The 20,841-nt window shown below is 65.4% G+C and carries 23 protein-coding genes; 16 read left to right on the forward strand and 7 right to left on the reverse strand.

Features of this window, described 5'->3' with window-relative positions:
* Window positions 1-99 precede the first annotated feature (99 nt).
* The 10 genes from ACUXUR_RS01960 (at window position 100) to ACUXUR_RS02005 (ending at window position 8,442) form a co-directional block, all read left to right on the forward strand.
* On the forward strand, window positions 100-996 hold the full coding sequence (locus tag ACUXUR_RS01960) for a DUF4131 domain-containing protein (protein WP_445500640.1): 897 nt from the start codon (window positions 100-102) through the stop codon (window positions 994-996).
* Between the two features lie 48 nt (window positions 997-1,044).
* Complete coding sequence (locus ACUXUR_RS01965) at window positions 1,045-2,700, forward strand: recombinase family protein (RefSeq protein ID WP_445500641.1); 1,656 nt, start codon at window positions 1,045-1,047, stop codon at window positions 2,698-2,700.
* A gap of 398 nt (window positions 2,701-3,098) precedes the next feature.
* Entirely contained in the window at window positions 3,099-3,464 is a 366-nt protein-coding gene (locus ACUXUR_RS01970; protein ID WP_445500642.1) for a hypothetical protein, read from the forward strand.
* A 416-nt stretch (window positions 3,465-3,880) separates the two neighbouring features.
* Window positions 3,881-4,993, forward strand: a complete 1,113-nt coding sequence (locus tag ACUXUR_RS01975; RefSeq protein ID WP_445500643.1) for a DUF6011 domain-containing protein — start codon at window positions 3,881-3,883, stop codon at window positions 4,991-4,993.
* Entirely contained in the window at window positions 4,990-5,253 is a 264-nt protein-coding gene (locus tag ACUXUR_RS01980; RefSeq protein ID WP_445500644.1) for a hypothetical protein, read from the forward strand. The genes ACUXUR_RS01975 and ACUXUR_RS01980 overlap by 4 nt, the downstream gene beginning before the upstream one ends.
* Window positions 5,254-5,340: 87 nt before the next feature.
* Window positions 5,341-5,862: a hypothetical protein gene (locus ACUXUR_RS01985; protein WP_445500645.1), complete on the forward strand. Its 522-nt coding sequence runs from the start codon at window positions 5,341-5,343 to the stop codon at window positions 5,860-5,862.
* Window positions 5,863-5,960: 98 nt separating this feature from the next.
* Window positions 5,961-7,571, forward strand: coding sequence for an AAA family ATPase (locus ACUXUR_RS01990; RefSeq protein WP_445500646.1), 1,611 nt, complete (start codon window positions 5,961-5,963; stop codon window positions 7,569-7,571).
* A gap of 11 nt (window positions 7,572-7,582) precedes the next feature.
* Window positions 7,583-7,831, forward strand: a complete 249-nt coding sequence (locus ACUXUR_RS01995; protein WP_445500647.1) for a hypothetical protein — start codon at window positions 7,583-7,585, stop codon at window positions 7,829-7,831.
* Window positions 7,821-8,162 carry a hypothetical protein gene (locus ACUXUR_RS02000; RefSeq protein WP_445500648.1) on the forward strand — a complete coding sequence of 114 codons (342 nt, stop codon included), beginning with the start codon at window positions 7,821-7,823 and terminating at the stop codon, window positions 8,160-8,162. The genes ACUXUR_RS01995 and ACUXUR_RS02000 overlap by 11 nt, the downstream gene beginning before the upstream one ends.
* Before the next feature lie 58 nt (window positions 8,163-8,220).
* Window positions 8,221-8,442 (forward strand): hypothetical protein, encoded by a 222-nt coding sequence (locus tag ACUXUR_RS02005; protein WP_445500649.1) that lies wholly within the window; start codon window positions 8,221-8,223, stop codon window positions 8,440-8,442.
* 668 nt (window positions 8,443-9,110) lie between these two features.
* On the opposite strand, the gene ACUXUR_RS02010 is transcribed toward ACUXUR_RS02005, so the two are convergent.
* On the reverse strand, window positions 9,111-9,347 hold the full coding sequence (locus ACUXUR_RS02010) for a hypothetical protein (RefSeq protein WP_445500650.1): 237 nt from the start codon (window positions 9,345-9,347) through the stop codon (window positions 9,111-9,113).
* A gap of 670 nt (window positions 9,348-10,017) precedes the next feature.
* On the opposite strand from ACUXUR_RS02010, the gene ACUXUR_RS02015 reads away from it, so the two are divergent.
* The 3 genes from ACUXUR_RS02015 to ACUXUR_RS02025 all read left to right on the forward strand — a co-directional run bounded on the left by ACUXUR_RS02015 (window position 10,018) and on the right by ACUXUR_RS02025 (window position 13,955).
* Entirely contained in the window at window positions 10,018-12,414 is a 2,397-nt protein-coding gene (locus ACUXUR_RS02015; protein WP_445500651.1) for a hypothetical protein, read from the forward strand.
* 777 nt (window positions 12,415-13,191) lie between these two features.
* The gene (locus ACUXUR_RS02020; protein WP_445500652.1) at window positions 13,192-13,338 is read left to right on the forward strand and encodes a hypothetical protein; all 147 of its coding nucleotides are present in this window, start codon (window positions 13,192-13,194) and stop codon (window positions 13,336-13,338) included.
* 365 nt (window positions 13,339-13,703) lie between these two features.
* The gene (locus ACUXUR_RS02025; RefSeq protein WP_445500653.1) at window positions 13,704-13,955 is read left to right on the forward strand and encodes a CobW C-terminal domain-containing protein; all 252 of its coding nucleotides are present in this window, start codon (window positions 13,704-13,706) and stop codon (window positions 13,953-13,955) included.
* A 281-nt stretch (window positions 13,956-14,236) separates the two neighbouring features.
* Here the strand turns inward: ACUXUR_RS02025 and ACUXUR_RS02030 are convergent, their stop codons facing one another.
* Entirely contained in the window at window positions 14,237-15,988 is a 1,752-nt protein-coding gene (locus ACUXUR_RS02030; RefSeq protein ID WP_445500654.1) for a PAS domain S-box protein, read from the reverse strand.
* 242 nt (window positions 15,989-16,230) lie between these two features.
* On the opposite strand from ACUXUR_RS02030, the gene ACUXUR_RS02035 reads away from it, so the two are divergent.
* Window positions 16,231-16,479 (forward strand): DUF6455 family protein, encoded by a 249-nt coding sequence (locus ACUXUR_RS02035; RefSeq protein ID WP_445500655.1) that lies wholly within the window; start codon window positions 16,231-16,233, stop codon window positions 16,477-16,479.
* Between the two features lie 75 nt (window positions 16,480-16,554).
* On the opposite strand, the gene ACUXUR_RS02040 is transcribed toward ACUXUR_RS02035, so the two are convergent.
* A complete protein-coding gene (locus ACUXUR_RS02040; RefSeq protein WP_445500656.1) occupies window positions 16,555-16,884 on the reverse strand; it encodes a cupin domain-containing protein in 330 nt (109 codons plus the stop codon).
* Between the two features lie 78 nt (window positions 16,885-16,962).
* On the reverse strand, window positions 16,963-17,262 hold the full coding sequence (locus ACUXUR_RS02045; protein WP_445500657.1) for a (2Fe-2S)-binding protein: 300 nt from the start codon (window positions 17,260-17,262) through the stop codon (window positions 16,963-16,965).
* Window positions 17,263-17,678: 416 nt separating this feature from the next.
* Between ACUXUR_RS02045 and ACUXUR_RS02050 the strand changes: the two genes are divergently transcribed.
* Window positions 17,679-18,122, forward strand: a complete 444-nt coding sequence (locus ACUXUR_RS02050; protein WP_445500658.1) for an OsmC family protein — start codon at window positions 17,679-17,681, stop codon at window positions 18,120-18,122.
* A gap of 133 nt (window positions 18,123-18,255) precedes the next feature.
* Window positions 18,256-18,525 (forward strand): hypothetical protein, encoded by a 270-nt coding sequence (locus ACUXUR_RS02055; RefSeq protein ID WP_445500659.1) that lies wholly within the window; start codon window positions 18,256-18,258, stop codon window positions 18,523-18,525.
* Window positions 18,526-18,630: 105 nt separating this feature from the next.
* On the opposite strand, the gene ACUXUR_RS02060 is transcribed toward ACUXUR_RS02055, so the two are convergent.
* The 3 genes from ACUXUR_RS02060 to ACUXUR_RS02070 all read right to left on the reverse strand — a co-directional run bounded on the left by ACUXUR_RS02060 (window position 18,631) and on the right by ACUXUR_RS02070 (window position 20,783).
* Entirely contained in the window at window positions 18,631-19,074 is a 444-nt protein-coding gene (locus tag ACUXUR_RS02060; protein WP_445500660.1) for a CBS domain-containing protein, read from the reverse strand.
* Window positions 19,075-19,210: 136 nt separating this feature from the next.
* Window positions 19,211-19,993: a succinate dehydrogenase iron-sulfur subunit gene (locus tag ACUXUR_RS02065; protein WP_445500661.1), complete on the reverse strand. Its 783-nt coding sequence runs from the start codon at window positions 19,991-19,993 to the stop codon at window positions 19,211-19,213.
* Between the two features lie 145 nt (window positions 19,994-20,138).
* On the reverse strand, window positions 20,139-20,783 hold the full coding sequence (locus ACUXUR_RS02070) for a Crp/Fnr family transcriptional regulator (protein ID WP_445500662.1): 645 nt from the start codon (window positions 20,781-20,783) through the stop codon (window positions 20,139-20,141).
* Window positions 20,784-20,841: the final 58 nt, after the last annotated feature.

Here is a 20,841-nt window from a genome sequence, read left to right on the forward strand (position 1 = left end):
GGACAGCAAGCTCGCACGCGTCCGGCTCATCCACAGGGCGGTTTGGGCCGAAGCGTGGGCTCGTCTACCATGCAACCGACCCTGCGTTAAGCCAAAGCCATGACCGTAGACAACAAAGGAGAGCCAAACAGGATCCCGCGCAGCCTCGCGCGGGCCGTGGCGCTGCCTCGCTCGTCCGGCCTGGCCCTGGATTGGGGCGCCCTCGACTGGCGCGGTTGGCTGGAACGCAACCTTGCGCACGAAATCGAGCAGCGGCGGCTGTTCCCGTGGCTTGCCGTGTGCTTCGGCTTCGGGATCATCCTGTTCTTCCAGGCCGAGCAACCTTCGCTTTGGGCACCCCTGGGAGCCGTGACGGTTCTGACGGCTGCCGCCGTGTGGCTGCGGCACAATCTCCTGGCGCTTTCTGCTTGTGTCGGCCTTGCCGCTGTTTTTGCCGGATTCTCAGCGGGCGTGATCCGCACGCGCAGCGTTGCGGCTCCGGTGTTGACCCGAACCGTGATTGCGCCGATTTCCGGTTTCATCGATGCGGTAGAGGATCGGGAAGAAGGCAAGCGCATTCTGCTGCGGGTCTCCAGCCTGCAGGGGGTGACCGAGGCCGAGCGGCCCCTTCTGGTGCGTGTTTCCATTCGCAACGGGGATCGTCTGTCGGCAGGCCAGTTCATTGCCGGCACGGCGCGGCTGTTGCCGCCGCCACAGCCGGCATGGCCGGGCGGATACGATTTTGCGCGCGATGCCTATTACCGGGGAATCGGCGCAGTCGGTTCGCTCACGGGAGCCGTGCGTCAGCTTGAGTCGCCGACCTCTCTCGACTGGTCGCTATGGCTGGCGGCGCGTGTCGACGAAGCCCGCAATACGCTCACGCAACGCATTGCGGCATCCATCGGTGGCGCAGCCGGTGGTGTTGGCGCTGCGCTCGTCACCGGCAAGCGCGGGCTGATCGGCGAGCCGGCCAATGATGTGCTGCGCGCGGCAGGTATTTATCACATCGTCGCATGATGAGCGGTTAATCCATGCTACCTTAAGTATATGGAGGATTCGTTTCACATGGCGTCGCCGCGTCCCAAGGCCTATTCCTACATCCGCATGAGTTCCGAGCGCCAGCTGAAGGGCGATAGCCTCGCGCGCCAGGAGGAGATGCGCGACGCCTTCGTCGCCGAGCACGGCCTCGACCTTGACGACACGCTGCGCGACCTGGGCGTCTCGGCCTTCGACGGCTCGAACCGGGACCGCGGAGCCCTGGCGGTCTTCCTGCGCAAGGTGAAGGCCGGGGATATAGAGAAGGGCTCCTACTTGATTGTCGAGAGCCTGGACCGCCTGTCGCGCGACCACGTGCTCAAGGCCTTGCGTGTGTTCCAGGACATCCTTGAAGGTGGGATCATCATAGCCACGGTCGGGGACGGCTACATCTACTCCGAGGAGACCATCAACCAGAACTTTGCTCAGCTCATTGTCAGCCTGTCGATCATGTCCCGGGCCCACGAGGAGAGCGCCCGCAAATCCGACCGCCTGATCCGGGCCTGGCGCCGCAAGCGCGAGGACATGACGAAGAAGCTGACCGCCCGCTGCCCGGCATGGCTGACCCTGAGTGACGACCGCACCACCTTCATCGTCAACGAGTACCGGAAGAAGATCATCATCCGCGTCCTGGAAGACCTCGCCAATGGCATCGGCCGGGACAAGATCGCCCGCCGGCTGAACAAGGAAGGCGAGAAGCCCTGGACGCACGGCCGGGAGTGGCACGGCGGGACCGTGCAGAAGCTGACCGACAACGAAGCCCTCATCGGGCGGTACCAACCACACCGGATCGAGAAGCGGGATGGCAAGGTCGTCCGGGTGCCCGTCGGTGAGCCCATCGAGGGATATTATCCAAGGGTCATTGAAGATGATCTCTGGCAGCGGGCCCGGGCCGCTTCGGAGGCCCGCGCGCGGTCCGGCCCGGGCAATGCGGGAGGGCGCAAGGGCACCTGTTTCTCCAACATTTTGTCCGGCGTGACGGCGTGCCACCACTGCGGAGGCCGGATGGTCTACCGTGACAGGGGCCCCAGAAGCACGGTCGTGCTGCGCTGCTCCAGCGAGAGGAACGGCGTCTGCGAAAACGCGACCAGGGTCCCGTATCCGGATCTGGAGCGAGAAATCCTGCGCTGGGCCGAGACGTTCGAGCACCTCTCCCCGGCGACGGACGCGGAGCAGCCGATCCGCGAGCGCCTGGCCGGCATTGAGCGCGAGCGCAGGGAGGTCGCCGAGAAGATCGAGAATTTGATTGATCTGGCCGAGGCCGGCCAGCAGGTCGCAGACCGCCTGGCGCAGCGCCGCGTGAAACTCGCCGAGCTGCAGGAGCAGGAGGCCGAGGCGAAACGGGAGCTCGTGGCCGTTTCGGCCCGGACGGATCCCGGCGAGCGCCGGTCTCTCATTGCGGCCGTGCGGACGTGTGTCGGCCGCCCGGATGCGGAGCGCTACGCCGTCCGGGCCGCCGCGAACCAGGCCCTGCGGCAGGTCCTCGACGAGGTCCGCTGCATGGTGGACGGGCGGCTTGTCGTGCGTACTGGGACCTTCGGATCCGTGGTGACCCTGACCGACGACGGGTCCGTCTGGACGCCCTGGCGGAATGTCGAGCGGATGGACAACGTCCCGCAAGTCGCGTCCTGGCCTCCGGGGCAGGCGAGGGGGCTCGACCTGCTCGGCGCACGGAGAGCCGCCTGAACCTTTAGGTTAGCTTCTCGGCCCTCTCTTTGCTCGCCCGTCCCTCGGAGAACGCCTGCAGGACGGCACGGGCGAATGTCTTCGTGAGCTCAGCCATGGATTCCCCTCCCAGGAGTCGATTGGGGCCCGCACCAACCGGCCGGGCCCCGTGTCATGCTCCGGGCGATGTGCGGTCGAATGCAGTGATCCATTCCGCGGGGCTGAGATCTCCAATGCTAGCGATTCGCGCGGGTACCACCAGGGCGGGACTCTTGACGACCGATTCTCGGAGCTGGCAGCCTTGGCCGCATGACCAATGACAACAACCCGCGCCAAGTGCTCCGCGTCGAGGATCTCACGCTGGACGACATCGCGCGCATTCAGGCTGCCCAAATCGAACCGCCGCAGGACGACCAGGAATGAGGCTGCCCGTCGCCCTGGCCTGCCTGCTCGCGGCCGCCCCGGCTGCTGCCTCCGACGTCATGCAGGGTGAAACCTGGACGGCCGAGGCGCACGTGGTGAAGGACGGGGTGTCGCGGGACACCATCTTGTACTTCCGGCGCGCCGGGCCGGGGTATTGGGACGTCTCAGTTGAGTGCCAGGTGACCGACGTGCGCACCCGGAAGTGGACGTCACATAAGGGCGGCGGGGTCGCCCGGATGCAGGCTGGGTTCGTGCATGGGACAGCGCGAGGCCTCGGGGAATTTGTCGTCGCCCGGGACATGCTTTCGATGGCCGATCCCCGCTGCGCCAGCGGGCCGGTGACCTTCTCCACTGGTGACTGAAAAACGAATCGGTATCCTGATCTTAGGCCGTCTGAAGTGGAACGCAGGGGGTCTGGCTCCTTAGTCCGCTCACGAGAGCGGGTAGAAGGCCTCGGAAAGATCCGGGGCTTTTTCTTTTCGAGGCCTGCTCCACATCAAGCGAGCGACCGCCGCGCAGGCGGGCAAGCCCGAGGCCGCCTCGATCCGAGACGAGATCCTCATGCCGCTCCCCGTGAGCGGGCAACCCTGGCTGCCCCCCGCGCGCACGGGGTGACCCGGCATCCGCTCTCGGCGAGCGGGCATCAAAGGCCTCGGAGAGATCCGAGGCCAAACTTTTTTCATCAGCCTCCTTGAAATAGTCTCGCTGTCCTATTAGATCGGACATTAGGGGCGCGGCACGATGCCGGTCTCGAAAACAGGAAGCAGGAAACCACACCATGTCGAACCTCAAAGCCGGCGCGACCGCCCAGCAGATCATCGACGACATCATCGACGGCGCCGCCGAGAACGAGCGCCTCTCCGGCCCCGGCACGTACGCCGACTGGACCGACGCCAACCACATGATCGACACGTACTCCGAGAACGAGGAGTACCGCGACAACCTATACTCCGACGCCGACCTCCTGGCCGAGGTCACCGAGGCCGTCCGCGAACACCTCGCCGAGATGAAGGACCAGACCGTCACCGCCGAGTGGATGGTCTGGGGTGGCCTCTCCGACGAGCAGGCCGCCCGCGCCCATGACATCACCGTCGACAGCGACGAGGACGACATCGAGGCCGCGGCCGACAAGCTCGTCCAGGCCGCCGAGGACAACGTCATGATTGTCGCCCGCGGCGACCACAAGACCGCGAAGGAGGCCCTGGTCGCCTCGCTGACCGCGCTGCGCCGCGAGCTGCGCAAGGCCAAGGGCCTGGTGCGCGTCGTCGGCGGCAGCATGGAGCCGCTCTCCAAGTGGCACGACAGCGAGCCCGAGGCCTGGCGAGGCCGCCGAGACCACCGGCGAGACCTTCGACGAGATGGAGGAGCACGGCCTCTACCAAATCCAGCGCTACGAGGACGCCTGAGCATCAACCCGCGGGGCACGGCACAAGCCGGCCCCACCAACCCAGGAAGCAGGAAACCGACCATGATCAACCAGAACACCAACACCGCCTGCAAAATCTGCGGCAAGCCGCTGAGCGACCCGATCTCCGTCGAGACCGGGATGGGCCCCATCTGCCGCATCGGCCTCAAGGCCGCGGCCGCGGACAACCGCACGCTCGATCTATTCGGCAACCGCCCGTGCTACACCTGCGAGCTCGTCGGCGACGTCATCTGCATCGTCGACCTCGACCGCGGGGGCAAGTCCGTGACGAACGACGCCGAGAACGTGATCGAGGACCTCGTCGCCGACGGCTACGACCTATCCAAGCTGCGCGTCATCTACAAGGACACTCTCGGCATCTGGGACGAGCTCGTTGTGCGCGACGGACGCTTCGCCGGCTTCAAGAGCATCAACGAGCGCAGCCGGGATGCGGCGCTCGGCAAGATCCGGAGGGTGGCAGCATGAGCATCCGTCCCGGCGAGCCCGTAAACCCGATCAGCCAGGCCATCCTTGTCTCCTGCGCCCACAAGCGCAGGAGCGGCAGCCCGGTCCAGGGTGGCTTCACCATCGGCATTCACCCGCGCTACAAATCCACAGACGACATCCTCGCCGACCTCGACATGCTGACCCGCTACGCGGAAATGGCGTTCCGCGAGCGAGAGGGCCTGCACGCGAACTGCCGCGTCCACGTCCACGTCACCGGCATCGTCGCGAAGTACACGTAATCCAAGGCGGGGCTTCGGCCCCGCCCGTTCCCCGGAGGCCTTCGCGGAGGCCTCTCGGCAACGGGCATCAAAGCCACTGGGGGCAGCATGAAGATCGAATTGAAACCCATGCCGGATTCAGATGTCGGCCTCGCCGTTGGCACCCTGGACGGCAAGCCGCTCGTCTACGACGGGCGCACCCCGCTCGTCGCCGGGCAGCCTGTCGAGCATCGCGAGATCGCCTCCGCCCTGGTCGATGCCGTCGACCGTGCGGCGAGCGCCGTGTTTGGGCCCGAGTGGGTCAAGGACCTCTCGCTGGTCACCGGCCTCAATGTCCGCACCGTGCAGCGCGACCGCATTGTAAAATACGGCCTGCCGTCCGTCGCATTGAAAACCCTGGCGGAGGCCTCCGCCTACGAGGAGCCCAGGGCGCTGGGATACCTCATGCTGGCTGTCGCCCGCATGTACGAGGACAGGGCTGTCGAAAGCGCCGTGAAATCCGTGCCGACCGGAGCCAAAGGCGAGGTGTCCGTGAAGTCCCAGGTACTCCTCGCGCAGGCGCTGGAGATGGTCGACTGGCTCAGGGTTCGCCGGGCGCAGCACCAGGCTCCCAAGCTCGAAGATCGTTAACTAGATCTTAACCACTCTCTGAAACTGTAGCGATTCGACCAACGACAGGGCGGCTGCGGCACATGCCGAGACGCCCGATACGGATGCGAGAAACCGACATGACAGACAAGACGAAGCGCCAGTTGGCGCTGCTCGACGACGTGCGCCGCTTGGAGAGAACATTCGAAACCTCCGCCGCCGTCGCCCCGAGCACCTCGATGCTCTATCTGGGCTCACCGCTCCTCGCAGGAGACCTCGCGGCGGACGCCCTGGCATGGCTCGGGGCCGCCGAGCTCGCCCTGCGCGGCATCGGCCCAGCGCAGCGGCTGCTGCATTTTTTGCGGACCTTCGCGGCTGGCCCGACCGAGACGATGGCCCTGACCTGCGTCGAGGCGGGGTGGGAAATCCTGCATGGGCCGTTCGAGACAGAAATGCGGCGCGACGAACTGGAGATCGTGCGCGACGCCTACGCCAGAGCGGCATTCTATGCCTGGTGCCTCGGGTCACCCGAGGCCGCGTTACACGTTGCCCAGCATGCGGCCGCCATGTTGCGCCGGGTCGATTCCGAGCTGTTCAAGGTCCGCTTTGCGCAGACGATGTTGGCGGCCTTGCGCACTGCAGAAGACGGATACCCGTGGGGCAAGTTCGATGTTGCGCGAGAGCGCACCCGGGCGCTGGATGTTCTCGTTGGCCTCGGCGAGCTGGTGCCGGACGTCCGCCTCGCACAGCGCGCTTATCTTGCCGAGCAGGTTCTGGAGGAGGCGAAGGGGAAGTTCAGCGGCAGCCGCGTCGCCGACCTTGACGACCGGGAGGGCATCGCGCGGACCGGCGATTTTGAAATCGATGAGCCGGTCGTCGGGCCGAGCCTCGTCGTCGTCCCGTCGCTTGATCACCTGCCCGACAAGCGAAACGACCGCGGCGCTCCGCGCAGCGAATTCGGGCACCTGGCCCAGCGCGCCCTGCCGCTCGTGAAGATGCCCGATTTGGCGGAGGCCTCCGCCGTCCTGAAGGGCGAGTTCCCGTGGTTGTCCGCGGTCACCGACAGGATCCTCGAAGGCGTAGTGGGTAAGGAAGCCGTTGTTTTCCCGTCCGCAATTTGCCTGGTCGGAGGGGCCGGGGCCGGGAAGTCACATTATGCCAGGGCCGTCGCGAGGGTTCTCAGCCTACCCCTGACCGAAGTGCCCATGGGTGGTGCGGCCGACTCCTCGTTTGGAGGGACAAGTCGGCAGTGGTCCACAGGGCGAGCCTGTACCGTATTGCAAAGTATCAAGCGGGCGGGCGTGGCAAATCCTTGCGTGATCCTCGACGAGCTCGACAAGGCTAGCTCAAACAGGTTCAACGGCAGTGCCCTGGACGTAGTCCTTGCTCAGATCGAGCCGGGCAGCAGGAAGGCGTTCTTCGATCCTTTCCTGGAGGCGGCTATCGATTTATCGGCAGTGACATTCATCGCAACGGTCAACGACATACGACCTCTGAAGGGCCCTTTGCTCGACCGCATGCTCGTCCTGTACTGCCCAGCACCGACAGCGCAGGACATCGACGCGATTGTCGCCGGGATACTGCGCCAAGTGCGCGAGGGCTCGGGCATCGACCCACGGTTCACGCCCGACCTTGACGCCACGGAAATGGACGTCCTGCGCCGGGGTTGGCGGGGTGGAAGTATCCGGCCGCTCAAGCGCGCCGTCGACCGCCTGTTGACGTTGCGCAGCGCCCCTGGCCTCGCGCACTAACGGAGGCTGTCATGGCAGGAGATACGAGAGCTGCCGTGGCCCAGGCCGCGGTCCTCGCGGCAGGATTCCGGCTGCTCGACGCACGTCCACTCGCCGCCGCCCAGGCAGCTTGGACGGATCCCTCCGCCCAGCGGCTCGACGAGCTCGTGCGGGCGCTCTGGGTCATCGTCGAAGATCTCCGCGCCCAGGCGGAGGAGATCGTCGAGACCTGGCACTGCATGAGAAATCTCAACCTGGCGCGGCGCGGCCATGGAGACTGATGTCTATTGGTGCATCCCGAGGAAGCGCTGGTCGATCCGGCAACGCGGCCGGGTCATTAACCACGTGACGATGGTCACCTTGTCCAGGTGCACGATGCACGTGCGCGAGACGGAGCGCTTGCGCTGCCTCGAACGACGCCAGCGCAGCGTCCACGCATGGATACGAGGCGAGATCCAGGACGTCACCGTCGACCATGCCGCCGACCTCATCCAGATCGGCTACTCGCCGTGGTGCGTCAGCCACTTCACCACTCGGCCGGACTTCCGGCCAATCTATTCCGCCCGCCTGGTCGTCTTTCACTCGGAGGGCCGGGCCTGGGCTCTGCCTTGAGGATCACATGCGCTATTCAAGATACCCCTTGTCCCCGGGTTGGAGGCCTCCCGCTAGCATGATGGCGGAGGCACCCCTGGTTGAGGACTACGAGCTTTTCAATGATTGCGGCGACATGCACCTCCGCGGCATCCTCCATGGCAGCCCAGACCCCCGGCATGAGGATGGTGCGCGCTTCGTGAGCGGCGTGATCCAAGTTGCCGACGAGGAGGAGGGTTGGGCTATCAGCTATCACGGCTCATACAGGCTTGGCGCGCCCCTGCGTCCTGCCGACGAGTAGGAAGACCTTGCCTAGTTGTTGGGGAAATCCATAACGACGGACTCGCAGACAGAGGCGACGGCATGGTTAATCGACGAATCAGTAAACGAATTCTTAACCACGATGCCCTGCCGGCCTTCGCAGCGGCACTCGCGGCCCTTGGCCTAAGTCTTTACGCTGTTGGTGTTTTCTGGCCCGTGGGCCCATGATGGGCCTATGTGCGGCCCACCGTGGGCCGCACATGGCGTACCACAACAACTATTTGCAGGAAGCCCCGAAATTGAGCCTCTTTCTCGTGGATAAGGTTCCTCCAACGAATTCACCAACGGGCTGTTGGGAAATTCGTTGTGAATGATGTCGTTCCTGTTGGGGGTTAGGACACCTTCTTGCGGCCGCGGCGACCCGCCGGCGGCAGGCCTTTGTTCGTGCGCTCAAGGTTGTTCGTCAGCGTCCGCTGCCCCGGCCAGCCCCACCACTCAGGAGCGCTAGATCAGCCGCAGTCCCGGACAACCTGCTGGACCGTCTCCAAGGTCGGCATGATGCGGGTCTCGCCCTCCGACGAGGACACCATAGGGCGCTCCAGCACGTGCCTTAAGGTAGACCAGGGCCTTATGCGTGTAGGTGTCGGCCGCCCCGGCTGTGCAGGTCCGCAGCGCCCCTGCGAGGGTGAGCAACATCAAGCGGTCGGCTCACTTGGCGTCTCCCTTGCCCTGAGCCTCCTCGACGGCGGCGTTGATGATGTCCCCTCCGGAAATGGCGGCGGGCAGGCGCAGACGCCTCGACCAGTCCATCGCCATTGTGAACACACCGTCGGCGACGGACATTTCAGTCAGGCGAGTGAAGAACGCGATGCCGTTTGCGGTCGCGACGTCTGTCGAGAACAGGGCCAGCCGTCCTGGCGAAGGGTTGTCGCGTAGGTCGCGCACAGCACCCCAATGATGGCCGTGGAGACGGACTGCAGGATCAACTGGCTAGGCTTGATGATCACACACGCGGTGTCGCCGAAGAGGCCGGCAACGATGTGTCCAATCTCAATGCCGAGGAAGGTGGAGACGCTGGAATCGGGCGATATTGCTTGTTCTCCGTTAGCTTGAGGATCTGGCGACCGATCCGAATTGCGTCCGGCAGTCCTGACTGGTCTCGGAGAGATCGCGCTCCCAAGGCGCCATGGCCTTGGTGTCTGGGACTGGCTGGAGAACGGGCCGGGCAAGGGAGCGGGCTCGTCCTTGATCGATGGAGATGGGCCTGGCTCCCGTCTGACGACCGCTCTACACAATTAACAAAAAGAATAATTCAAACATTCTCGTAATTTAGGGGGCATTCGTGCGCTGCCATGCCTATCCAATAATCGAGGAATGTTCCTCCCGCCCGCTATAGCTCTGACCTTCAGGCTGTCGATAGGGCGGCCTCCGACCATGCGCCCTCCAAGACGGACAGGACCAGAGGTCCGCCCGACCCCTCATGGTACACAATATAATGAAGAAAAAAGTCAATATAATCTCGGCGTTGGCATTGATCCATTCGTCGAATTGCATATCTTATAATCGAAGAAGGTTGGTCCTGACCTTCGCTTCTCCCCGCACCCTGGATCTCCACGTGAGCGCTGACCCTGAGCTTTTTGCGATCCTCTCCCCCAAGGCGCGCCGCTGGACCGTCTCCACTATCCTGATGAGCGGCGGAGATCCTGCTCCTGGCAAGGCTGGTTTGATGCGCCTGCGAGCTTCGGACGTGCCGGCGCTGGAGCACTACCTGCGGACGGAAGCGGCTTGGCACCAGTCCCAAGGCGGGATGGAGGGCCTGACCGATACCATCATCGATTCGGTTATCGCTTCCATCGTCCGGTACTACTCGATCAATGGCGTTGACCCTGCGATGGCCTCCGGGCGAGCGGACAATGCGTGGCTGTACAAGCCAGTGGCGCGTGCGGCTTGGGCATGGACCCGCACCCGGCTGGCCCGTGAGGGGGCGGGCCCGACGGCAACCCTGCCTGCTCCTATCATCAGACCTGAGATCGAGCGGCTGGTCGCCCAGCGCCTCGCGGAAGCGGGCAAGACATGGGATGACGGGGACGCCCGCGGAGTAGTCGACCGAGTAGTGGAGTTCTGTGCCAGGATGGTGTTGCGCAAGCGGCGGGCGGTTGTCCGCAAGGGCGCGACAAAGCGTGTCCGCGACGCGTTGACCGACGAGGTAATACATATCACTCTTCTCCACGAGATGGGCGGGTACAACGGCCTGCTGGTCCCGGGACGCGGTGGCAAGCTCGTCCCCTTCAAGCCAGCGGGGCCGCGTGGGGCGCTGAGTGTCTCGCAGATATGGTTTTTCCACACGCATACGCGCAAGTTCCAGCCGGATGGGAGCTATGTCTGGATCGACCGAGTCCGCGAGGCTCGGGTCGGCTCGGACGGGAGGCGCAACGTCTGGATGGTAAAGCGGTCGACCTCGCGCTCGGCGGTGGCGTCAGCCCTCCGCGAGCTCTACGGCACGCCGCGGCGTCAAGCCATCATCGACCGCCAGCGCTCGACTGTCCGCGATCTCATCTGGGCGATTGAAAACGACCTACCGCGGAGCACCGTGTCGGTCGTCGCTCTGGAAGATCTGGCTGGGCGGCTCTGGGCCCGGCCGAGGTCGGCCCAGGCACTTTGGAATCAGAAGAACCGGGTCGCGGTCGCTCTTGCTGAGGTACATGCGGCTGGGGTTGGCATCAATGCCGCGGTTGCCGAGGGACATGCGGTGATCGGAAAGGGGCGGACGCTGCCATCGGACCTTGTGAAGGCGGTCGACCAAGCCGTTAGGAAGGGCAAAGTCCGCCGGATCACGGCGCGGCTCGTGCCGCAGCGGCAGTCGGTCTGGGGCACACGCGAAGGGCAGGATGCGCAGGCCGGATTGCGCGTTGCGACGTCCAGGGCCGGCGACGAGGACGTGGACCGCGTCGCCCGCCTTGCTGGATATGACGGGGCGGAGGCAATGATCGAGATCGCAGTCGGCCGAACCCCAGAAAGGGGCATGGGCCTTAAGCGCGTCGCACAGCCCGGCCTTCGCGATGATACCGAGCAGTGGGCCCAGGCTGCTCTCAATCGGATGTCCCTTGGCGTAGGCGTCGGCGACAATGGCGCGGCGACCCACATGCTCGACCTCGTCAAGACCGCGCGCGAGCAAGGCGCGGGTGCCGTGTGGCGGAAGATCCGTCGTGGGCCACAATACAGCGTCTGGCTCTCAGGCGCTGCGGCTGCTCCCGCTCGGCGCCGGGCCGACCACATCGAGCGCGTGCTGGACAAGTGCTCAGATGTGGACGACTGGGGAAAGGCTGTCCATGCCGACGTGCTGATCCACCGGCCCGGGCGACGTCACACCGTGCCCCTTCGGCGGTTCAGGACTCCCCAAGTTTGCGCGGAACCCATCCATCCGCAGCGCCAGAATACGGCCATGACCACTAAGACCAAGACGATGCCGGCCACTCCTCGCCCCATGATGCCGACCCGGATCGAGGGGGATTTCTACCTCGCGCAGGTCTTCGAAGACCGCAGGCTCTCAGTCGAGCGCGACATTCTTGTCGAGACCTTCTACGGCCGCGCTCCGCAGGTTATCAGCGAGCGGCCCTTCCTGCGCGCGGACGGCACGCCTGCCACATTCCGCGACGGGAGGCCGATGATCGAGGTCGAGACCGACCGGGCGGCGATGTGGATCGACGACCCCAGCGCCGCCATGGCCCGGCTGCGAAGTGTCTACCACGACCTGAGGCCGCAGACGTTGGCGGCGGCGTACTTCCCCGTCACGCGGGCGATCAACGAAGCGGTTGGTGGAGCAGTGCTAGACGGCATCGGCGAGGCGGGCCAGGCCCTGCGAGCGGCCGGGCCTCTTGCGGTCATCCGGTCGAAGCAGTTCTTTGAGGCGGTCATTCGTGGACTGCAGAGCGAGGAGGCCGCACTGACACTCCGGTGGCACATTGATCGCTTGAGACAAGCCTTCGAGGATCCCAACGTCGCGGTCGCATAGCGGACATGTCCGCCGTTGTGGCTTGCCAGCGCCGGGTGGATGATGCGGGTACCCCAAACGGAGACCACCTATGGTCAGCACCGCCGACCGCCGAAAGTCCGACAGAGAGAGAAAGGCAGTCGAACGGGCCGAGCGCAAGAGGATCGGAGTACCGGATCCGGTTGTCCTCGACCGCGTCATCGTTAACGCCCTCCGAGACTGTGTCCTCATAGGCCTGGGCCATGATGACAGGCCCGCGGAGGTCCACCTGGTGCGCTTCCGGCTCAAGGACGTTCTCCGGAAAGCCCAGGAGGAGTATCAAGCGCGAGGATTGAACGGTGGCGCTTGCGAGGCCGCAATCCTGCAGCGCCTGGCCCCCCTGAATGGGGGGCAGACCAAGGGGGGAGGCCAGGCTGGGGACTCTGTGGACATGTCCCGCGAGTCCACCCCTCCAACCGAGCTCGTGACGGAGACCAGGCGCGAGGACCATGACCAGGAGGCCCACGATCTCCTGTTCTCCCTCTGCGATGAGGCACCCTTGCAGCGGCAGGCTCAACCGTCGAGCAGCAGGTTGACCGTTCCGGGTCGGTCGCCCTCGCAGATAATGTCCTCGCGGGGGCGGTAAGACCTGCCTTGGCGCGACGCCCTCTCAAGGGCGTTTCCCGCACCAGCGCATTGACGGCCGCCGAGCGTTCATGTCGAAGTGCGGCATCAACGTGCGGGGGCGTAGCCGCAAGCTCCGCATCTGCTACCGCACCTCCGACGAGATCCGGCGCTTCGCCGAGACCATCATCCAGGGTGTCACGGTCGACGACCTCGACGATTTCCACCGACGACCTGAAGGGCTACCGCAGCCTCTTCCACGGGCCGCAGCCGGACATCGCCATCACCTCCTCACCGGAGGCCGAGATGTCGGCGCTCGTAGAATGGATCAAACGCTGCTAGGCCGACGGGATCGAGGAGAGCGAGATCCGCATCCTGGCGCGCACAAATGATCTCGTGAGGGCTGCGGCCGACGGGCTAAAGGCGCGCGGCTTCAAGGTGAACCTGCTCGCGCGCACCCATGGCGTGTTCGAGCTGGCAGACAGGAGCGAGATGGCGCGGCACTGGTTTGCCACGGAGCTCCAAGGAAAGTGGCAGCCGCGCGGGTCTGACCACTCTTCAGGAGGCCTCGGACAGGCCGACCCTCCTCTTGCGTACAGTGGAGGAGCATACGGATCTGGATTTAACTGTCACGATGACGGCATTCATGCCTTTGCCATCGTCTTTGACAACCGCTCGATTGGACCGCCTTCGGCATCTGGCTGACCATGCTCCTCAACCGGCATGGCACCAGGATCCTGCGCGTGAAGGGAATCCTCAATGTCGCGGGTTCGCCGAAACCCGTCGCCGTGCACGGGGTGCAACACCTTGTTCACCCGCCGGTGCATATGGCCGCGTGGCCTGACGATGACCGCCGGTCGCGTGTTATTTTCATCGTGGATGGCCTCGACCGCATCATGGTCGAGCGCTCGCTGTCCGCCTTCCTGTACGCGCGGGAATGCAGCCAAGCACAGCCGTAGGAGATGCAGCGCGCCACAAAGTGTGCGCCTGCATCGGTCATCGCCCTTCAACTGAAGGTGGGCCCAGACCTGCCGGAAATCAGCGCTGGGATTGGATGGGAATATCAGTGAGGCGGATGCGAAAGCAAATGGGAGCAGTGCCATCCATTATAGCTTTGGATCTCCCTGCCAGCGCCTCTGCGGCCGGCCGGGCTGAGAGGCGCCGAAAGCGGAAGCCCCTTCGGTCCGCATCTGGGTTCCGAACCGATGCTGCGACGCCGTCTCAATGAGCCGGGTCGTGCTCACACTTGCCGGACCGATTGAGCGGCACCGCCGCTCAGCGGAACGTCGGCCCGGCAGGTGACGCCGCTCGGCGCAAACTCGATCCTCACAATGCCTTCCAGTTCCCTGGCGAGGCTTCGCTCGATCAGCCGCGTGCCGAAGCCGCGGCGGGTTGGCGGCGCGACGGGCGGCCCGCCGCTCTCCTGCCAGACGAGCCGCAGGCGCTGGCCCTCTGGCGTGCCTTCGACAGTCCACCCGATCTCCACCCGGCCGGTATCGTTCGACAGCGCGCCGTACTTCACCGCGTTGGTCGCCAGCTCCTGGAGCGCCATGGCGACCGCGAGGACCTGCTGCGGCGTGAGGCGAACATCAGGGCCGTGCACCTCGAAGCGCCCGTCGCCTCGGCCAGCGTAGGGCGCGATGGCCTTGGAGACAGTGTCGGCAAGCGAGGCGCCCTCCCAATTCTCCTGCGTGAGCACGTCGTGCATGCGCGAGAGGGCGAGCAGGCGGCTGACGATGTCATCCGTCACCTGCGGGGGCGAGCCGGCGCTGCGCAGCGTCTGGCTGACGATGGACTGCACGGTGGCCAGCGTGTTCTTCACCCGGTGGTTCAGCTCATTGACCAGAAGACGCCGCTTTTCCTCCGCCTGCTTCCGTTCCGAGATGTCGCGCATCACCCTGATGCCGTAGAGCGGCCGGCCGAACTCGTCATCGACTCGTGTGGCCGAAGCCGCCACCCAAACCAACCCACCATCCTTGCGGATGTAGCGCAGCTCCAACGCGTAGGATTCGATCTCCCCGGCCATGAGGCGGTTGAACTGTTCCAGGTCCGCGGCGCGGTCGTCCGAGTGCGTGATTGCATGGCAGGTCCGCGCGACCAAATCGGCCTCGTCGTAGCCGGTAATCGTGCACATGCACCCGTTGACGCGCAGGAAGCGGCCGGTCCGGTCGAACTCGGCGATTCCGGTGGCCGCATGCTCGTAGGTGGCCTGCAGCCGCTGCTCGCTCTCGCGCAGGGAGGCCTCGGTCATCTTGTTGGCGTGGATGTCCGTCGCGTGCCCGTACCACGCCACGACCTGCCCGGTTGCGGGATCACGGTGCGGATTGGCGCGCACCAGGTGCCAGCGGTATTCACCGTCCGAGCGGCGGTAACGAAGCTCGGCCTCGTACGGGATGCCCGTCGTGCGCACCTCCTGCCAGGTCCGCCGCGCCAGGGGGCGGTCATCCGGGTGGATCGTCTCCAGCCAGCCGTGACCGAGCCCTTCGCCAGGCGCGCGTCCGGTGTAAGCGAACCAGCGCTCGTTGGCATAGGTCATCCCGCCTGCGGCATTGGCGGCCCAGACGATCCCAGGCGCCGCGTTCGCGATCAGGCGAAAGCGCTCCTGGCTCTCGCGCAAGGCAGCCTCACTCTCGCGCAGCGCCGCCTCGCGCTGCCGGTCGCGGGTGATGTCGACGCTCACGGCGACACCCCGCTCCGGCTCGCCGGCCGCGTTGCGGATGAGGCTGGCGGCAGTGCGGGTCCAAACCTCCGAGCCGTCCGGCCGCAGGTAGCGCTTCTCGGTCTCGAAGCGATCCTCCACGAGCCGGCCCGCCAGAAGCTCCTCGCTGCGCGGCAGGTCGTCGGGATGGACGATCTCGCGCAGGTGGCGTCCGAGGAGCTCGTCGCGGCGGCGGCCGAGCATGGCGCAGAAGTAGTCGTTTGCGCGCACGAGGCGGCCGTCCAGGCCGCACTCGGTGAGACCGGCCGTCGCTTGGTTGAAGAGCACGTCCATCCTTTGCCCGCTCCGGATTCTGTTGTGGCTGGGGACCAGGCGGAGAGTATCGCTTTAATCTCACGGTTCCGCACGGCCCTTTCCACACAGCGTCATTGATCCCGTCCGGTGTCAGGTTCCTTGCCCTGGATCAAAGAACAGGGTCCACAGCGGACTATTCTTTTTTGATGCATCCCTTGGAGGCTACGTCCATGAGATCGAGGGCGCCCCGGAAGTCGACGTCACGTGCGCGGGCCTGGCCCATGACCCGGTGGGTCGAGCGGCAGGCCGGCCTGTTCGGCCGGATGATGGAGCGGGTCGGGGCGGATCCCGGCGCCGCGGCCCGGGAGCAATTCGAGGGCGGGTTCGCGGCCGCGTGCCGCCGCTGCCTGGCGTGCCCAAGCGCCACCGACTGCCAGCGCTGGCTGGAGGGCGGGGGCGCCGATGCCGCGCCCTCCTTCTGTCCGAATGCCGCGTTCCTCAACCGGGTTCGGACGTCAGCGAGCCCGTGATCGGCTGGATGACCGGAGCGGAAGCCCCGGGCCACCGGGGCACGCGCCAGGATGCGGGGTCAAGGGCGCGCCTGCTCACCGGCCGAACAGGATCGTGAGCAGCAGCGACGAGTTCTCAAGACCCTTGAGGGTGTGCCTGACGCCGCCGTCGAGGTAGATCCACTGGCCCGCGGACAGCTCCAGGCTGGCATCAGGCAATTCCAGCAGGACGCGCCCCTCCAGGCACTGCAAGGTGAGCTGCCCCGGCACCTCATGGGGTGCGATGTTGCGGCCGGCCGGGACCACGAGCCGGATCGCCTCAAAGGCCTCCGTCTTGGTCAAGGCGGTGGTCTTTACGTCCGCCAGCTTTTCTCCGAGCGGCCGCAGGTCGACCACATCTCCGGCTTTAACGCGGTTCAGTGCCATAGTCCCTCCCAAGTTCATTCCCCTGCACCGGCCAGGGGCAAGAGCTGGTCTTCGCCGCTGGTGTTCCCCTTGACGGTCTCACCGCCTTGCGGTGCCTCTAAGGTTGGAGCGGGGCCGCCACCTCTCAAGCTTCGGCGGCTCGTTGGAGTTGGCCTGCCGGGTCATGGGGCAGTCCGTTTTGCAGTCGGCTGTGCAGGCATGCTTGCGGGCCAGCTCCTGATCCATGATCGAGCGGATCGTGGTGGCGCAGCGTCCGCATTGGGGGCCGCAGCCGAGACACCTGTAGACCTGGGCGGGGGTGCGGGGGCAGTCCGGCCCGGGGTTGAGGCAGCCACGCACCTCGCCGTCCGAAAAGACATTGCACGAGCAGACGATCATCGAGGCCTCAGTTTGGAAGTGTTCTAAATGCTACGTTTCATCAGACACTTAGCCCGATCTACGGCCTCTGGACCATTCCGGGATTTACCGGAGGCACCGCGGCAGTCGGACTCCGTCTTCGGGTCCGCGCCGGGCGGGAGCCAGGAATATTGGAGCCGTCATGACGGGCTGGCCTATGCCTGGAAACCGGCGCGGTTGGCCCCACAGAGCTGCCAAGACTTTGCTGCACGACAAAGTGCCTGTCCCGTCACCGGTTATAAGCCCATGGACGGCTGCGGGGGCGAAGCCGTCGTGGCCGGGGAACCTCGCTCAAGCCCTGGGACGAGGAGCCCCGGTCCTTCGGCCAGCTGCCCGATGGCCGGAAGCATGGGCCGCGCCGCATGGGCAGATGCGCTTGCCGGGAAGGAGATGATGGCGTGACGGACCGATCTTTTCGCGTGGCTCTCGGGTGGCATGGCGGAGCGGCGGACGGGGAGGGTGTCTGCATTAGCGGGAACAAGCGCTTTGGGTATTCGGCTTGCGCCGAAGCTGGCGGACTTGGCGAAGGCGTCAATCCGGAGACCCTGCTCCTGTCCGCGGTGGGGTCCTGCTACAGCATTACCCTGTCCCGCATCCTCACGAATGCGGGGCTGCCGTTCTCGCGGGTTCACGTCACGGCGGAAGGCTCGATGACCGGGTGCCCGCGGGAGATGCGGTTCACTACCATCTTGGTCGATCCCGAGATCCGCGATGCCGACGGGAGCCGAGCCGAGGAATACGCGCGGGCGGCGCAACGCGCCCGGGACTGCAGCTTCATCGGGAGCGTCGTGCGCGGCAGCCTGGACTACAGGATTGGCGAGGTGAGACTGACCGGCCCATGACGGGGGCGCCTATCTGGCGGTCGCCTGGCGGGCGTCCCGAACGTGCCGCGGGGCGGACCGCCAACGCAAACATGCTGATCCGGCGCAAGCCGTTCGGCGGACGGCAACGCCTCAAGAAACCTGGAGGAGAGAGGTGATCGTGTTCGAGCGTTTCATCAAAGGTGCGAGGTTCGTCCCGCAGAAGACCGGCCCCCGCGGCGACGGGTATGGCGTGGCGGCGCCAGGCCTCCCGCATGACGAACGGCCGGAAACAAAGAGCCTCATCCTGATCCACTCCGACGAGGAGCTTCTGTATTACCTGCAGCGCGGCTACTCGGTGCGGATGATCGCCGAGGACAGTGGCGATGGGCATCTCGCGAAGGCCGAAGACGTCGCCGTGCGCTTCGTGCCGCCGTACCGCTGAACCAGCTGCCCTCGGGCGGAGTTCGATTCCGCCTAAGTCTTTGTACCTGAGTTCCCGCAGTGGGCTCCGGGCGCCGGGACTCTCCGGGATGAAATCGCCAATCCGCTAGCGATAGCCAACGCACATCACGTAGTCGCGCAGGAGCGCCTCCTCGTACTCGACCTCGCCCAGCAGGCTCTGAAGGGCGTCCCGCGCATAGAGGATGCCCAAAGGCTTGCGGCCCGCGTCCACCACCGGAATGCGCTGGAGACCATGCCGCACCATTGACGCCCAGACTTCCTTGAGCCGGACATCGGGTGTGCAGGAGATCACATTCCTGGTCATGATGGCTTCGACCTGGGCTGCGCATCCGCACCCAGTGCATTGGCGGATCTGTGCGACGATGTCGGTCTTCGTCAGAACGCCAACCATCTCCCCTTCGCGGCCGCACACAACAACAAGATCGGTATGCGGCTTGGACATGAGCTCCGCTGCCTGCGTGACGGGGGCATCATGGTTGATCAACGCGAGGCGTTCGCGGGCGGATTGAAGAATGCGCTCAACCAGCATGTTTGTTTCTCATCCTCTGCCGAGTTTCCATACACTCTCAATGTCGTCAGCCATCGTGGTCGCCGGGAAGGAGGATTGCAATGTCGCGGCAGCGCTGCGCGTGACGCATGCGACCGGTTGGCCAATCCCGGCGCCGCTAGATGTGCCGGGCGAAGATCATCTTCTTGATCTCGGCGATGGCCTTCGCCGGGTTCAGGCCTTTCGGGCAGGTGTTCGAGCAGTTCATGATCGTGTGGCAGCGATAGAGCCGAAACGGGTCATGCAGCGTGTCGAGCCGCTTATCGGTAGCTTCATCACGGCTGTCGATGAGCCAGCGATAGGCCTGGAGTAGGGCCGCGGGACCGAGATAGCGGTCGCCGTTCCACCAATAGCTCGGGCACGAGGTGGTGCAGCAGGCGCAGAGAATGCACTCGTAGAGGCCGTCGAGCCTGGAGCGCTCCTGCGGCGTCTGGCGCCATTCACCTTCCGGCGCGGGGGTCTCCGTCTGCAGCCAGGGCTCGATGAGAGCGTGCTGGGCGAAGAAGCTTGTGAGATCCGGCACCAGATCCTTGATCACCGGCATGTGCGGCAGCGGGTAAATCTTGATCGTATCCCCGTGGCAGTCATCCATGCCGAGGGTGCAGGCGAGCGTGTTCATGCCCATGATGCTCATGGCGCAGGAGCCGCAGATGCCCTCGCGGCAGGAACGGCGGAAGACCAGCGTCGAGTCGACGTTGTTCTTGATCCACAGCAGCGCGTCGAGAACCATCGGGCCGCAATCGCCGCGGTCGACGTAATAGGTGTCGATGCGCGGGTTGGCACCGTCGTCCGGGTTCCAGCGGTAGATGCGAAATTCCTGGACGTTGGAGGCGCCGGCCGGCTTCGGCCAAGTTTTGCCTTCGGTGTACTTGGAGTTCTTGGGAAGCGTGAATTGGGCCATTGATCGGTTCTCTTCGATGTTCGCGCCAAGGGGTCGCCCGTCGCATGGCTTTTGCCAGTATAGGGAGGGAACGCCTTTGGTCTATCTTCCCAGGAACCAGCGCAGCCGCGAGCTGGCGGCAAGCCACTCCGGTTGGTCCAGATGCCTAATCGGGTGAGCCCTCGGCGAGCATGAACAGCTTGTGCGGGTCGCGGAGGATGATACGCTGCCGCCCGCCCTCGACCAGCCCCCGGTTCTCCCAGGCGCTCAGGACGCGGCTCACCGTGTGCAGCGTTGTGCCGGTCATCTCGGCGACGTCCTGGCGCGTGATCGGGAAGTCGATCTCGACCCCGGCCTCGATCCGGCGCCCGGCCTGCCGCGCCAGGCGGAGCAGGGCGTGGGCGACGCGGCGCTCGACCTCCTCGGTCGACATCTCGACCACCCGGGTGTGCGCGTCCTGGAGCCGGCTGCCCACGGCCTGGAGGGTGTTGACCGCCAGCCCCGGGTGGGTCGCCACAAGCCGGGGCCATGCGGTGGAGGGCCAGACCAGGGCAATGCTGTCGACGACGGCATGGGCCGTGGCCGGATAGGTTGTGCGGCCAATGGCCATGGCGATGCCGAAGACCTCGCCCGGTGTCACGAAGCGGACCACGACCTGCTGTCCGTCGGGAGTGAGCTTGAACACCCGCAGGCGCCCGTGCAGCAGGATGAAGAAGGAATGCGCCTCCTGAAGCAGCTGGTCGACCTGCTCCGGCGCGAGGCCGGCAAAGACCGGAACATTCGCCACGAGGGAACGATCAACGCCGGCCATGCCACCTCCCTTGGATCGAACAGGACAAACGTCAGCCCCTGGCCTTGCTTCGGTCGCA

The sequence above is a fragment of the Microvirga medicaginis genome (assembly GCF_052658925.1).